General features: G+C 59.1%; 13 protein-coding genes. 7 read left to right on the top strand and 6 right to left on the bottom strand.

Annotated elements, in window-relative coordinates; all coding sequences use genetic code 11:
- The first annotated feature begins 47 nt into the window (after nucleotides 1-47).
- Together KTAU_RS03285 and KTAU_RS03280 are read left to right on the top strand one after the other, a co-directional pair.
- The gene (locus KTAU_RS03285; RefSeq protein WP_170293019.1) at nucleotides 48-1484 is read left to right on the top strand and encodes a sensor histidine kinase; all 1437 of its coding nucleotides are present in this window, start codon (nucleotides 48-50) and stop codon (nucleotides 1482-1484) included.
- Nucleotides 1485-1605: 121 nt separating this feature from the next.
- Nucleotides 1606-2319 carry a YceI family protein gene (locus tag KTAU_RS03280; protein WP_151727008.1) on the top strand — a complete coding sequence of 238 codons (714 nt, stop codon included), beginning with the start codon at nucleotides 1606-1608 and terminating at the stop codon, nucleotides 2317-2319.
- Nucleotides 2320-2558: 239 nt separating this feature from the next.
- Here the strand turns inward: KTAU_RS03280 and KTAU_RS03275 are convergent, their stop codons facing one another.
- Nucleotides 2559-2972 carry a DUF4383 domain-containing protein gene (locus tag KTAU_RS03275; RefSeq protein ID WP_151727007.1) on the bottom strand — a complete coding sequence of 138 codons (414 nt, stop codon included), beginning with the start codon at nucleotides 2970-2972 and terminating at the stop codon, nucleotides 2559-2561.
- Between the two features lie 385 nt (nucleotides 2973-3357).
- Between KTAU_RS03275 and KTAU_RS03270 the strand changes: the two genes are divergently transcribed.
- From KTAU_RS03270 to KTAU_RS03260, 3 genes are all read left to right on the top strand, one after another.
- Nucleotides 3358-3921 carry an RNA polymerase sigma factor gene (locus tag KTAU_RS03270; RefSeq protein ID WP_170293018.1) on the top strand — a complete coding sequence of 188 codons (564 nt, stop codon included), beginning with the start codon at nucleotides 3358-3360 and terminating at the stop codon, nucleotides 3919-3921.
- Nucleotides 3922-4248: 327 nt separating this feature from the next.
- Nucleotides 4249-5040 (top strand): anti-sigma factor, encoded by a 792-nt coding sequence (locus KTAU_RS03265; RefSeq protein WP_170293119.1) that lies wholly within the window; start codon nucleotides 4249-4251, stop codon nucleotides 5038-5040.
- Between the two features lie 369 nt (nucleotides 5041-5409).
- Entirely contained in the window at nucleotides 5410-6210 is an 801-nt protein-coding gene (locus KTAU_RS03260; protein WP_151727004.1) for a ferritin-like domain-containing protein, read from the top strand.
- A 117-nt stretch (nucleotides 6211-6327) separates the two neighbouring features.
- Here KTAU_RS03260 and KTAU_RS03255 read toward each other — a convergent pair whose 3' ends face one another.
- Together KTAU_RS03255 and KTAU_RS03250 are read right to left on the bottom strand one after the other, a co-directional pair.
- Nucleotides 6328-7194 (bottom strand): EamA family transporter, encoded by an 867-nt coding sequence (locus tag KTAU_RS03255; RefSeq protein ID WP_151727003.1) that lies wholly within the window; start codon nucleotides 7192-7194, stop codon nucleotides 6328-6330.
- Nucleotides 7195-7294: 100 nt separating this feature from the next.
- Nucleotides 7295-7513, bottom strand: a complete 219-nt coding sequence (locus tag KTAU_RS03250; RefSeq protein ID WP_151727002.1) for a hypothetical protein — start codon at nucleotides 7511-7513, stop codon at nucleotides 7295-7297.
- Nucleotides 7514-7660: 147 nt separating this feature from the next.
- Between KTAU_RS03250 and KTAU_RS03245 the strand changes: the two genes are divergently transcribed.
- Nucleotides 7661-9229, top strand: coding sequence for a carboxypeptidase M32 (locus KTAU_RS03245; RefSeq protein ID WP_151727001.1), 1569 nt, complete (start codon nucleotides 7661-7663; stop codon nucleotides 9227-9229).
- A gap of 188 nt (nucleotides 9230-9417) precedes the next feature.
- On the opposite strand, the gene KTAU_RS03240 is transcribed toward KTAU_RS03245, so the two are convergent.
- Nucleotides 9418-10212 (bottom strand): CAP domain-containing protein, encoded by a 795-nt coding sequence (locus KTAU_RS03240; RefSeq protein WP_151727000.1) that lies wholly within the window; start codon nucleotides 10210-10212, stop codon nucleotides 9418-9420.
- Nucleotides 10213-10544: 332 nt separating this feature from the next.
- Between KTAU_RS03240 and KTAU_RS03235 the strand changes: the two genes are divergently transcribed.
- Nucleotides 10545-11360, top strand: a complete 816-nt coding sequence (locus tag KTAU_RS03235; protein ID WP_151726999.1) for a hypothetical protein — start codon at nucleotides 10545-10547, stop codon at nucleotides 11358-11360.
- Nucleotides 11361-11580: 220 nt separating this feature from the next.
- Here the strand turns inward: KTAU_RS03235 and KTAU_RS03230 are convergent, their stop codons facing one another.
- On the bottom strand, nucleotides 11581-12003 hold the full coding sequence (locus KTAU_RS03230) for a GlcG/HbpS family heme-binding protein (RefSeq protein WP_112428606.1): 423 nt from the start codon (nucleotides 12001-12003) through the stop codon (nucleotides 11581-11583).
- Between the two features lie 177 nt (nucleotides 12004-12180).
- Nucleotides 12181-13083, bottom strand: a complete 903-nt coding sequence (locus tag KTAU_RS03225) for an isocitrate lyase/PEP mutase family protein (protein WP_151726998.1) — start codon at nucleotides 13081-13083, stop codon at nucleotides 12181-12183.
- Nucleotides 13084-13491 lie beyond the last annotated feature (408 nt).

Here is a 13491-nt window from a genome sequence, read left to right as displayed (position 1 = left end):
GCGAGGATAGGGCCATGTTCCAAGGCTATAGATGGATAGGCGGCCTCTTGAGACGATCAGGCCGGCGATTGCTGGTTGAAGAAGCGGGAGCGAGCCTCTTCCGCGGTCTACGCACGCGTCTGACACTCTGGTATTGCGGCGTCCTGGGAGCGGCGCTCATCCTCTTCGGGGTTGCGCTCTACTTTGGAGCCAATTATTTTCTCCTGCAGCCGCTAGAAGACTCGGCCCAGCAGCATGCTCGTATGCATGCCGAGCAATGGCTCGCGGGGCACCTTGACCGAGCCTGTGCTTCTTCCATGCCGGGCAATCCCTTTCCAGCGCCCGGCAAAGAAGGCCCAGTCATGGAATGGGTGCTGTGCTTTGATGCTCAGGGCCATCCGCTCATCGGCAGCGATGATCAGCTTCCGCCAGGTCTGATCAGTGGCAGTCTCGTGCAACAGGCTGTCCAGCAGGGTAACGCCAGCGACATCGTTGACGGCGGCCACTCCTTCGGCGCCATCTACCGCTATGCTGTTGCCGTACCCAGCAGCGACGGCTCTGCGGTCTCCGGGGTGGTGCTGGTGGGCGAATCAATCCAGGCCCAAGAAAATGCTCTCTCGTTGCTCCTGATCCTGCTCCTGTGTCTGGGGGCTTTAAGCCTGCTCGGAGCTGGTGTCGGCGGCCTCTTCCTGGCTAACCGGGCCCTCGCTCCAGCGCGGCTGGCCTGGGCTAATCAGCAACGCTTCATCGCTGACGCCTCGCATGAACTCCGTACGCCTCTCACACTCCTCCGGGCCGATGCTGAAGTACTGCTGCGCAGTCGTGAACGTTTGCAGGGGGAGGACGCTGCTCTCCTGGATGATATTGTCACGGAAACCAACCATCTGGCTGCCATTGCTAACAATCTGCTCACTCTAGCGCGTCTCGACAGCGGCCAGCTGCATCGCGAACATGAGGTTATTCACCTGGCAACCCTTGCCCATCATGGGGCGCGGCGCATTCGTGCGCTTGCCGTGCAGCGGGCCATTCGAGTAGAAGAAGAGCACCATGACCAGCCATATGTAATTGGTGATCCCCTTCTCCTCGAACAGGCCATTCTGGTCCTCCTGGACAATGCACTCAAGTACAATCGCCAGGGCGGCAGCGTCCTCATCCGTACGCTAGAGCGCGATGGGAGAGCCATTCTGGAGGTCTGTGATACTGGCATCGGCATTCCACCAGAACATCTGCCACACCTGGGGGAACGTTTCTATCGCGTCGACAAGGCACGTTCGCGCGAGGCGGGGGGCACCGGGCTGGGCCTCTCGATTGCCCGTAGCATTGCCAGGCTTCACCGTGGGCAACTGACGCTGACCAGCGTACCCGATCAAGGCACCGTTGCAACACTCAGCTTACCATTAGCTCGCAGCGCGGGCTTTGAGACCCTACAGCATCGGCCTGCACTCCGCAAGGCGGCAGCTCCTGACCAGCGATTAGGTGCGCGCGAAACGGGCCTCAGTCGCTAAGGAAGGCTTCCCCCGGAGGGAGTTTTTCCTCTGATCCTGTAAACAATGCAGCAATTCAACGTAAAGGAGAGAGGGCAGGTCAATTGCAGATGATGGGCTATTGCTTTCACAGGGAGGAACTATGAAGAGGAAGAGCATCATCGTTGCGGTTGTGCTCGTGGTGGTAGTTGTCGCCGTACTCGTCGGCGGCTTCTTGGTCTATGCCCAGCACTTTGCCAGTAGCGTCAATCAGCCGCATCAGGCGGCGGGGCCGATCAGCGTCACAGGGACGCCGACTACAATCCCGGGGCTGCGCACCTTCCAGATTGTGCCCGATCAGACCACGGCAAGCTATAGCGTCTATGAGAACCTTATCATCGAGAATAAGCCGCATAACAAGGTCATCGGCACTACGCATGCGGTCCAGGGCAGCTTTGGTGTACGTACCGATCCCTCGCCGCTCATTGGCAACATGAAGATCACTGTGGATCTTCGGACCTTGCAGACCGATTCGCCGCGACGCGACAGCTATGTGCAGCGTAATGCTCTCCAGACCGATCAATATCCCTACGCCACCTTTGTCTCTGTCCTGGCCCAGGGCTTGCCCGCTAACTATAGCGATGGACAGAACGTGCATTTCAAACTTATCGGCAATCTAACCATGCATGGCAAGACCAACCGCACCGAATTTGATGTCCAGGGCAAGCTCAGCGGCGACACGATTACTGGCACGGCGACGACAACGATCTATATGACTGACTTCGGCATTCAGCCGCCGAATCTCGCCAACATTGCTATTTCTGAGAACCAGGTGACGATTTCGATCACCTTCACTGCTCGTGCCGTTGGGAGCTGAGCGAGTGGGAGGAGCGAAAGGGAGCGCCCTGTGCCGCCTGCAGCGACGGGCAAGGTTAAATGCAGTAAGTAAGTAAGAACAGGGGTATGCTGAGCACTACTCTCAGAGGCGCAAGGCGGGCAGGCCGTACGCGACCTGGAGACCACTCTTTAGCTCGCGCACGGCCTGCCCGTTCAATGGAGGGAAGCAAGCCGTAGCCTGCGGGTGGCAGGGCATCAGATCAGGACAGGACTAGCAGATTAACGCGCTCTACCGTAGCTCTCGCCCGACAGAGCCTGACGACCAACTGGCAGAAAGCCGACGATGGCTGCGGCGGCCCCGACAATCAGATGCAGCAGATTATCGGCCAGGTTGATATGGACGAGACCGAGCAGCATTCCATCGGGAGCAAGGCCCGGGATAAACCCTAGAATGCCAACCAGGAGGTAGACAATTCCCAGAATCTGAGCGTAAAGGCGTGGCCATCCTGTAAAGGCTGCTGCGATGCCCAGAATACCTACCAGCAGATGGATGAGATTGTGCTCGATATTGACCGCGAAGATGCCGAGGAGCGCCCCCTCGGTCGGATTCAGAATGAAGCCAAGGATGCCAACCAGCAAGAAAACAATCCCGATAACCAGAGCGAAGCCACGAGCAAGGTCAAACTGTTTCATGAGGCAAAACCTCCTTTCTGCAAAGGGGCTACGTGATAGTGGGGTTGGCGGATTACTTCACTCCTTCGCACGCGCCTGGTGCTGTGGTTAGGGGCAGAGGTGAGCGAGAACGGCCCTCTGCCCCTGACTGCTAGCGAGCAAAGAGATCCAAAGGACCATCTTTTGCGTATCCATCGCAGAGAGAGCCTGTGATAGAGAGGCGGCGTAGCTTGTAACTTGCTGTCATGCCTATAATGGCCTCTGTAGTGGCCTCTGGATCTTTTGCTTGCGACGAGGACCGTGAAGTGCAATGAGTGCATCGGGGAAGAAGGAGGGGCAGGGGTCGAGTGGGAAGGCTTCTGGCTCTGAGCCCAGGGCGAGGCCCCCGCACATCCCTGTTGAAGAGTTGAGCGACGAGACGCTCGTGCGGGCGATTTCCCTCGGCGTAGTCTGGGCTTTGGAAATGCTCTATGAGCGTTACCATCGCCTGCTCTATTCTGTGACGTACCGCATGATCAAGGATCATCAGGTCGCCGAGGACTTGCTGCAGGAAGCTTTTCTGGCGGTCTGGCAGAACGCCAGTAGCTACTCATCACGCATGGGTTCGGTCCAGAACTGGTTGATCTCGATCATGCGCCATCGAGCGATCGATCACCTGCGTCGCCTGCGCACTCACGCTGAATTGCGCGGGATGCCCCTGGAAGATGCTGTCACCAGCGAAGAAATGGTCACTGCTGACGCCTGGGATGCGGTCTGGCGCTCCGTCCAGGGGGCGCAGCTACGGAGGGCGCTCGCGCTGCTCTCCAGCGAGCAGCGTCTGGTCATTGAGTTAGCCTATTTCGAGGGCTGGACCCACTCCGAAATTGCTCGTGCCTATGGCCTTCCCCTGGGAACGGTCAAGGCCCGCATGCGCTTGGGCCTGATGCGCCTGCGCAGCGTTCTCGAACGACTTGGTACTGTTGAAAGCTAGCGCCCTGCATTCAGGCAGGCAAGAGAGAAGCTCGCCAGGCCCCATCTATCCTGTGGCGTTGCCCACTGCACTGGTCCCACGTCAGGCGCTTGCCTTGCTTCTTGCTCGTGATAGGCCAGAGCGATCTCCCTCTCTCCAGTCTGGCACTGCCGCCAGGACCAGGAAAGGAGGAGGTAGCTGGCTGTTATACAGGCAATCTCATTGAAAGCAAGACCAGCACTGCAGACAGAGACCACGTCACCCAAGCTTGGCACGCTGACAGGGAGCGTTACAATACAGTGGAGCGGGTTGCCCCGGGAAGAGAGAGCAATGGAGACGGAGCCCCTTATGAACTGCCAGGAATTCGAAGAGCTTTCCGGCGCCTATGCCCTTGACGCGCTAACAGAAGAGGAACGACGTGCCGCCGATGAGCATCTGGCTCAATGTCCGAAGTGCTCTCGCGCGCTGCAGCAGTTGCGCAGCGTCGTGGAGCTCTTTCCCCTCACCGTTCCTCCGGTCGAGCCCTCACCACGTGTGAAGGAGCGCATTCTCGCGCGCATCGAAGAGCAAGCCCAACAGCAGCGTTTGAGCCAGATCCAGCCTGCCTGGCCTGCTCAAGCGGAGAGCCGCTTTCGGCAGAGAGCAGGTAAGCGCTGGCGCTGGGCCGCTCTGGCCGCAGTGGCTGTTCTGTTGCTGTCGCTCCTCGGCGGGAGCTTCGCCTGGAATATCTCGTTGCAGCAACAGCTCAGCCATCTACAGCAGCAGGTAGCGCTGCTAGGCAGCCCGGAAGCACCCGCGGTCTATTCGCTCCGTGGCACAGCTCGGGCCAGCTCAGCTCGTGGAGAAGTCATGTACTTTCCCCGCCAACAGGTCACCGTCGTCGTAGTCTATGGACTTCCCCCTTTACAGGGCACCCATGTCTATCAGGGCTGGCTCCTGCGCCATCAACGCCCAACCAGTATTGGTCTGCTGACGGTCGAAAACGGCGTGGCCACTCTCAACTTTCAAGGCCCGCTGGCCGGCTACGATAGCCTCGCCATCAGCCTTGAAAACGGTCCTCAGCCTAGTCTTGATGCGCCAAAAGGCCCAGTCGTTGCCCTCGGTACGCTAATCAATTCTCAGGCAAATTATCATGGGTAATGGATAATCTCTCTGCAGTAGTACCTACGGCCTTTAAGGCGGTAGAGTATCTGGAGGGGAGTAATCTAAGTGAGCCAAATTGGCGTATACGCAAGGCGAGGAGGAGAAGGATAGCAGGAGTTAGCTCTGTCCCGAGCCGCTCTGCTACCCTGGTCGGGAGCATCTGCTGTGGTTCGACCTACCTGCTCAGGTGATGGGTGCATGAGTAGTGCCCGTCTTTCCTCACAGTCTCCTCTCTCCGACTGGGGCGAGCAAGCAGGTTCAAGGGGCCTGGTCTGTGCTATGCGTGCTTCCTTCTTCTCCTCGCTCGATCGTCCGACCCACTGACAGCGCACAACAAAGTGAGAACGACGCAAGGAGCATGGAACAATGGATGAGATGAGAGATATACCAGCGCCAGAGCTGGTGCCTGTGCCTGAAATACAGCAGCCGGAAGCGGCCCGGCGCGCTCTTCTGAAAGGGGTGGCCCTGGGGGCGGTCACCGGAGCTGGCCTGGGGACTGCCCTTTCTGCGGCAGTCAGCAGCGCCTTCCTGGGCCAGGTGGCCCATGCTGCCCCTGCGGCGAGCAATAGCTGTGTGACTCCTATCAAGGATATTTTTACCATCGCTCGCACCGCCGAGCGCCTGGCCGTGACCTTTTATAGCAACGGGCTACAACGCGCCTATCGTCTCGGCCTCACCTGGCGTGAGATTGCCGCTCTGGAGGCGGCCCTGATTGAAGAGCAGATCCACGAAAACTTCTTTGCTCAGGCGGGGGGTGGTGTCCTCACCAGCGAGTTCAGCTTTCCTCACGGAGAAGAGACCTTCGAGAATCTGCGCCTCTTCATTGAGACGCAGCAGCAGCTAGAGGGAGTCTTTGACTCAGCCTTCCTTTCAGCGGTACGCGAGCTGGCCCAGCAGAATCGCCCAGATCTGGCGCAGATTGCCGCCCAGATCGCCACTGTCGAGGCGGAGCATCGTGCCCTGGGGCGCTTTATCGGGCGGCTCGATCCTGCTGACAACTGGGCCTTTTCACCTGTACTGGTTGCCAAAGTCGGCGATGCCCCGGCCCTAGTCCAGAAAGCCGGCTACCTCAATCCGCGTCCTGGCAACCGCTTCGTCTATCATCCAGTTGATACAACCGACCGCGGCGTGACCTATCGTACCCCCTACGCTGTGGCCTGCTCCTAGGGGTTATCGCTAGCTGCTTTAAGCGCTTGCCATTGCGGAGCGGCGGGAGCCAGCACCGCTATTCAGCGGACGCTCTTGCTGCTCCCTCCCTCGCTGCGGAGTTCCCTGTGCCTCGCCTCATGGTTGCCAGGCAATGCACAGAATGCCTGCAAAGATCAGCAGCGAGCCGACCAGTTTCTGCCGTCCAAAGGATTCATGCAGGATGGCCGTGCCCATCAAGGCTGCAAAGACAACCGAGAGTTCGCGCGCTGAAGCAATATAGCTGACCTGTGTTTGCCGGAGTGCGAAAAGGACCAGTAAATACGAGAGCAGGGCCAGGGCACCAGCCAGCACGATCCGCGGAGCGTGGGCTTGCCATTCAGCTTGCACTGCTGCACGGCGGGCCAGGAGCATATAAGGAAGCAGATAGAGAGCCGAGATCACAAAAACCAGGTAGATATATGTAAGAGGCGCAGCATAGCGCAGGCCCACCTTATCGACTGTCGAATAGCCGGCGATACTCAAGCCACAAAGCAGAGCCAGCAACGCTGCCGGTTCGCGCAGCCGGCGCAGTGGCGCAGTCAGCTCGTGCCAGGCGAAGGTGCGCAAGTGTATCACATAGATTCCGCTTACAATCAACAGGATACCGAGGCCCCCAATCAGCGATGGGCGCTCGCCCAGGGCCAGCAGGGCGATCACGGTCACGAATAACGGGGCGCTGCCACGCGCCAGTGGATAGACCACCGAGAGATCGCCGTAGCGGTAGGCTGCCCCCAGCAGCAAGTAGTAAGTGGCCTCCAGCGCTGCTGAAAAGGCGATCAGCGGCCAGACATGAGGCGACACTGCCTGATAGAGCAGCAGAAACGGCAGAAAGCAGAGCAGGGAAGCGGAGCAGATCGCTAACCAGATGAAAACCTGCCGATCCTTACCCTCTTTCGACAGGAGATTCCAGCTGCTGTGCATGAGGCCGGCACAGACTAAGAGCGCGAGGACCTGGATACTCATGGCTCAAGGTCGCTCCTGGTGGGGCTAAAAATGGTCCAGTTCTGCTTCAACTGGGCTGGAGCAAGTCAGCGAGACGAGCGTTGCCGCCCGCGCCAGCGCATCATGAGGAACGATTACGGGTCTGGCTGGACCCTGGCTGATCGTCTGCATGGTCTGCCTGCCGCGGGCCGATCAGCACGGTCAGGGTGCCGATCTGGCGCTCTCTTCCCAGGAGCAGAGCGGCATCACCAGTATAGCTCTCAGGCAGCGCCTCGTCCAGTCTACCGGTCATGCCAGCCGGCGGTGTGTCAGCGCGAGCGTGGCGCCACTTCTGGGCCATTGCCCTTCTGTGCTATGCTGTTAACATGCCCTGAAGAGCGATGCCACTCTCCTAACGAGCAGGGTGCCACATCGTCTATCATCGCATCTCATCTCTCTCGTTAGCAGCTGATTGCGATTCTGTGGATTTGAGGAGAAGATCGTATCTATGTCGTCGTTGCATTCACAGCAAGAACAAAAAGCGCTGATGCCGGAGTTCTCACGCTCGCATGAGGAGGTCAATGCTCTGCTAGGCTATCTGCAGGAGATCTCTGACCTGGCGGCGCTCGGGGCACTGGCGGACTGGGACCAGAATACAGCCTTGCCGGAGGAAGCGGGAGATGTACGTGGCGCCCAACTGGCGACCCTGCGGGGCGTGCTTCACGAGCGCTGGACCGCCCCCGAGCTGGGGCGTCTGATTGCCAGGCTGGAAAAGGTGGTCGAGCACGAGCCTTTCACTGATGCCGACCGCGCCCTGGTGCGCGAAGCGCGGCGCGAACATGAAAAAGCCACACGCCTTCCGCGCTCGCTTGTTGAAGAGATGGCGCGCGTCGAGGCGGCCAGCTTCGAAGCCTGGCGGAGAGCGCGCGAACAGAACGACTTTGCCAGCTTTGCTCCCTGGCTGAGCCGCACGGTAGCCCTGCAGCGCGAGGTTGCCGACCGCTATGGCTACCGTGAGACGCGTTACGATGCCCTGCTGGACCTCTTCGAACCCGACCTGACGGTGCGCAAACTCGATGCCCTCTTCGCCCCAGTGCGCGAGGTCAGTCTCTCCTTACTCAAGCGCATTCAGGAAAGTGGGCGCAACATCGATGCTTCCTGCCTCTACGGACACTTTCCTGTGGCCCAGCAGGATGCTCTCTGTAAGCGTTTGCTGGAGGCCCTGGGCTACAACTTCAAGCGCGGTGGTCTAGCTCACTCGCCGCACCCGTTTACCACTAGCTTTGGCAGCCCGGTTGATGTGCGCCTGACCATTCATCCCCAGGAGAATTTTATCGCCTCGGCAGTGATGGCCACTATTCATGAAGGCGGCCATGCCCTCTACGAACAGGGTTGCGCTTTCACGCTTCTGCGCACACCGCTGGCTGGTGGGGCCTCGATGGGCGTCCACGAGTCCCAGTCACGCCTCTGGGAAAACTACATTGGCAGCTCTGAGCCATTCTGGCAGGGCCATTTCCATCTGCTGCGCGCGGCCTTCCCCGAGCACTTTGCCACGATCGATGCGGCAACCTTCTCGCGCGCTCTTAACAAGGTTGAGCCGAGCTTGATCCGCATTGAGGCCGACGAGGTCACCTATAATCTGCACATTATCATCCGCTACGAATTAGAACGCGAACTCATCAACGGAGAGCTGGCCGTCGAGTCCCTGCCACGTCTATGGAACGCCCGTTATCGGCAGTACCTGGGGATCGAGCCAGAGAGCGATACCAATGGCGTCCTGCAAGATGTGCATTGGACGAGCGGCTTTGGCTACTTCCCCAGTTATACGCTCGGGAACCTTTATGCAGCTCAGATCTACTATACGCTGCGCCAGACCTTCGCGGACTTCGACGAGCGCCTGGCTGGAGGCGATACGTCTTTCATTCTGGACTGGCTGCGCCAGCACATGTATATCTATGGTATGATCTATCTGCCTGAGGACCTCATTCAGCGCGTCACCGGCGAAGTGCCTGATGCGCGCTACTTTGCTCGCTATCTCAACGAGAAATTTGGTCGTATCTATGAACTGACCAACTGAGCGAGCGCATTCTGGTCTCGCTGGCTGCTGGCACCTGGTAGCGCACCTGCCGGAAAAGAAGCCAGCCGGCCCCAGCGCCAGGCAAGACAAGAAGTAGGCAGGCAGGAGAGAAAGAAATTGAGGCTTCCCCCTTGCTCCTGCCCTGCCCTGCCTGCCTACTTGTCTGTCTCCGAGGGCGGTCTTCAGCCCTAATTGGTGAAATCTTCAGTCACCCAAACATAGCCCTGGCTATCGAGATAGATGCCGACGCCAATCTGGTGGAAGGCGCTGCTAAGCAAATTGCGACGGTGCCCGTCGTTAGGTGGCTGCTCGTTGAGCATGCTATTCTCGATCAGTTGCACGCCGCTCCAGGCATCGGGTGAGGCCGATGCGTAGCCCACGTTCTCGCCGCAGACGCTCCACGTAATTCCTTCTGCGCTAATGCGGTCGCAAGGGTCGGCTTCTCCAGGACAGGCGTGGCTCAGGCCGCAGTGTGCCATATTCCAGCTGTGCAGGCGAGCGCCGGCAGAGAGAGTACCATCCAGGGTATAGGCGGGTAGTCCCTGACTGGCGCGATCATGGTTGATGAGGACAAAGAGCTGCAGCCGTAGTTGGCTTTCCTGGCTGGTCTCCGCGGGCGGCGTCCCATAAGGACCACTACCGACGGGTGCCAGGGTCGGAATAGGAGTGGCAGCAGAGCCAGAGCGCCCCGAAGCAGGACCTGGCGAAGGTGTCGTGCGCCCGCGCACCGTAGGGCTCGGCGTCGCTGGGGCCTCGCCGTGACCCGTAATGCTAATTGGGGTGGCAGCTCCCATGCCACCGGAAACTGTCGCTGTTATCTGCGGTGTTCCCCGAAGGAACGGAGTACTGCTCCCTTGCGCCGTTGACCCCCTCCCTGATGAAGCCGGTCCCGTGGCCGGCTCACTTGTTGCCCCACTCGCACATCCGCTTAGCCAGGTCAGCAGCAAGAGCATCAGCAGCACCAGTGGCTTCTTGCTCAGCACGACATCCTCCCTTCTCCTGGCTCATCTCACCTACCCAGAAGCGAAGTCATGGCATGGAATTACCATGAACCAGTCTGGCAGCAATTGTAGCATAGGCGGCCCGCCACGTAGTAAGCAAGCGAGGAAAAACAGAGAATATCTAGTACTGAAGTCCTGGAGAGGGGGGAAGAAGGGCTTAACCTTTCGCGCCCGCTGAGAGCCGGCCATCACCTTCTGTCAGGCATGAGAGGACGCGTTGACAACGCCGCTGACCAGGCAGTACAATTCGGGCAGACATCTCTTCTTGTAGGATAAACGTGGCTTGTGGTAACAGATGGGAAGGAAACCGAGGCATGTCCGAAGATACCCAAGACCAAACAGATCATGCTTTTGAGCGTGCCATTACCACCCTGTGCAACTGTCGTAGCCTGATCCGTCATCATCCTGATCTAGCAGCCATCCAGCGCGAGCAGCTGCTCAGTGACATTGACCAGACTCTGGAGCTATTGCAGGGCTGTGCCGCCAGGGCAGCCCAGGAAGCCTTGTTCTCCGTTGGGCCGATGCCGCAGCGGCCCTCGCAGGAACAGTCGACCTTACGTGCTCTCTACCAGCTCTATCAAGAGCACATCAACTCGTCCCAGGCCAGCACACAGGTGCTCAGTGCGCGCTTCAACGAAACCCTGACGACCCTCAAAGAGATTCAGGACCTCATTCAGGAATGCGATGATCTCGATCTAGCAGGTGATCGCCAGCAACTCAGCATCGCTCTCCAACGCGTTGGAGCCTTCACCGCTGACCTCTACTGTCTCTTTATGGAGTTTCGTCGTTCGCTCGCGGCTATTCTTGACGAGCAGAGCAGCTACATTCACACTGAGGAACTCTCCAGCTTGCAGCGTCTGCATCCAGCGGCCAGCGAGCGGCAGCCAACCCCTACGCTGCGTCCGCCCCATGTGCGCGAAGACCATCGTCGGCTCGACGAGCAAAGGCAGGTCCTGACCAGCCGACTCACCGATGCCACGGCCTTTCTTGTCATGCTGGAGGAAGGCCTGCGCAGCGATCTCAAACGCCGCAACGAGATCATCAGCCACCTTCACAGTATCGGGCAGCTGCTACGAGACATGGCTGGCCTGCTCGCTGGTTACGAAGAAACGCTGAGAGCCATCCTCTAGCCAGGCCAGAGTAGCTGGCCCATCAGCGCTTCTCCCCCTGGGCCAACTCAACCAGGCTCAACCAGGGACCCTGTCATCCTGGCCCTACTGGGAGGCACAGGAGGCGGGGGCACAATACTGGTGACTCCACAAGAGCAAGCTCCCAAAGAAGAAGCGGTATGTACTATTGCTCCCAACGTTCGCGTTGGCTGGACGGGCGGCCATCTCCCTGCTATCTGATCTAGAGAGCTGCCAGCGCTGCCTGGGCCACTTCCATATCCTGGGTATAGTGGCCGCCGCTGACCCCGATTCCTCCGATAATCCCCTCGGCGGTTTTAATAGCGAAGCCGCCGCCGAAGACGATCAGGCGATCCGTCTTGATGATCCCGTGCAGCAAAGGCGGATCGTTCCTAATAAAATCAAACCACTCGTGGGTAGCCATGCCTCCAAAGCTGACCGCCGTATAAGCCTTATCCTGAGCGATCTGAACGCTCAAGAGAGGTGCTCCGTCCATGCGGCTGAAGGCTTTCAGCGTACCATCAGCGTCGCAGATAGCGATGCACATCGGCACACCCATTTCACGAGCTTTTGCCTCAGCTGCAGCGATGAGACGATGCGCTGCCTCGATCGTAATACTGGGCTTCTGAAAGCTATTCTCGGCCATCGTTGGCTCCTTTCTCTCAGCAAGATGATCGCAATAAACGCAGACAGCAAGGGGGACAGCGTGTGCCGCTCATACCTCTCGTAGAGCCAGCGCAAGGGAGGAAAGCGGCCAGTCAGCCGAGGCAGCAGGCTGGCCGAATTCCCCCATATCTCTCTAATCCTTACTCAGGTCTAGTTTTCAGCTCTGGTGGGGCTGTGGAGTGGCCTCCTGGCGTACACCGTAGCGAGCTTCCAGCTCCTGAATAAAGGGCAGGCCGACCAGCTCGGTAAACTGCTGGAAGCTCACCGACTGATCAGCGAAAGCCGTCGGCGTCTCGCCCTGCTTCAGTCCTTCCAGTAAGCGAAGCATGGCATGAGTGGCCGTAAAAAGCAAGGCAACGGGGAAAAGTACCAGCTTAAAGCCCAACTCCCGAATCTCATTCACAGAGAGCGGGGGCGTCTTACCGCTCTGGGCCCAATTAAAGAGCAGAGGCACATCAGGGAAGGCCTGCACAATGGCCCGCAGCTCCTCCATCGTGCGGGGGGCCTCAATAAAGATCACATCGGCTCCCGCCTCGCGATAGGCCCGTCCGCGGCGCAGCGCCTCCTCAAAACCGAGCACTGCCGCGGCATCGGTGCGCGCAATAATCACAAAATCGGGGTCCTGACGGGCCTCCACCGCTGCGCGCACCTTCTGGACCATCTCCTCCATTGGAATGACCTGCTTCCCCTCCATATGACCACACTTCTTCGGCCAAACCTGATCTTCAATATGCAGTCCTGCCACCCCGGCCCGCTCATACTCGCGCACCGTCCGGCGCACATTCAGCGGATTCCCATAGCCTGTATCGGCATCGGCGATCAATGGCACCTCGCCGGTCACCGCTGCCAAGGCTGCCGCGCGGCTCACCATCTCACTCATTGTCAGCAAGCCCACATCGGGCATCCCGAGCACGCTGGCTGACGTTCCGAAGCCTGTCATATAGACCGCGGAGAAACCGGCCTGGGCGATCAGCCGCGCGCTCAAAGCATCGTACGCCCCAGGGGCCACCACCAGCTCGGGGCCAGCCAGTAACTGGCGCAAGCGTGTTGTCACTCGCATGGGTTTTCTCTCCCTTTCCTTCTCGTCTCCTCCCTCGCGCGGGAGCTAGTCGCGGCTGGTGGGCACCTACCAGCCAAAGCGGAACCTGGCATTCCGCTACTGGCAAGTGTAGCCCATGAGCTGCCTCCCTGCAAGCGAGTGTCCTGGTAACGACTCCCCTGACTGAAGGTGGGGGCCGGCTAGCCGCTTCTTGGTAAGCAGAAAAGCAGGAGGCAGGCAAAGTCCCCGCCCGACTCAGTATTTGCCGCCGGGCGGGGGCAGGTGTTATCATAAAAAAGGTGACCTCTTAGTGTACTGATGACAATAAAAACTCAGGCATAGTGGCAAGCGCGATGCAAAGCCCTTGGCCAGGCGGGACAGAGCCCCCTTCCGGGTGGGAATAAAACTGGCCTGTAAGCTCTTTCCACT

The organism is Thermogemmatispora aurantia (assembly GCF_008974285.1).
Classification (GTDB): Bacteria; Chloroflexota; Ktedonobacteria; order Ktedonobacterales; family Ktedonobacteraceae; genus Thermogemmatispora; species Thermogemmatispora aurantia.
Note: the sequence above shows the minus strand (reverse complement) of the source record. Positions and strands in the feature narration are given on the sequence as shown.

Coding starts and splice junctions, on each gene's coding strand:
- KTAU_RS03250 (WP_151727002.1), bottom strand. CDS start 7,513: ATGGCCCAGAAGTGGCGCCACGCTCGCGCTGACACACCGCCGGCTGGC.
- KTAU_RS03260 (WP_151727004.1), top strand. CDS start 5,410: ATGGATGAGATGAGAGATATACCAGCGCCAGAGCTGGTGCCTGTGCCT.
- KTAU_RS03265 (WP_170293119.1), top strand. CDS start 4,249: ATGAACTGCCAGGAATTCGAAGAGCTTTCCGGCGCCTATGCCCTTGAC.
- KTAU_RS03275 (WP_151727007.1), bottom strand. CDS start 2,972: ATGAAACAGTTTGACCTTGCTCGTGGCTTCGCTCTGGTTATCGGGATT.
- KTAU_RS03255 (WP_151727003.1), bottom strand. CDS start 7,194: ATGAGTATCCAGGTCCTCGCGCTCTTAGTCTGTGCCGGCCTCATGCAC.
- KTAU_RS03225 (WP_151726998.1), bottom strand. CDS start 13,083: ATGCGAGTGACAACACGCTTGCGCCAGTTACTGGCTGGCCCCGAGCTG.
- KTAU_RS03280 (WP_151727008.1), top strand. CDS start 1,606: ATGAAGAGGAAGAGCATCATCGTTGCGGTTGTGCTCGTGGTGGTAGTT.
- KTAU_RS03230 (WP_112428606.1), bottom strand. CDS start 12,003: ATGGCCGAGAATAGCTTTCAGAAGCCCAGTATTACGATCGAGGCAGCG.
- KTAU_RS03245 (WP_151727001.1), top strand. CDS start 7,661: ATGTCGTCGTTGCATTCACAGCAAGAACAAAAAGCGCTGATGCCGGAG.
- KTAU_RS03235 (WP_151726999.1), top strand. CDS start 10,545: ATGTCCGAAGATACCCAAGACCAAACAGATCATGCTTTTGAGCGTGCC.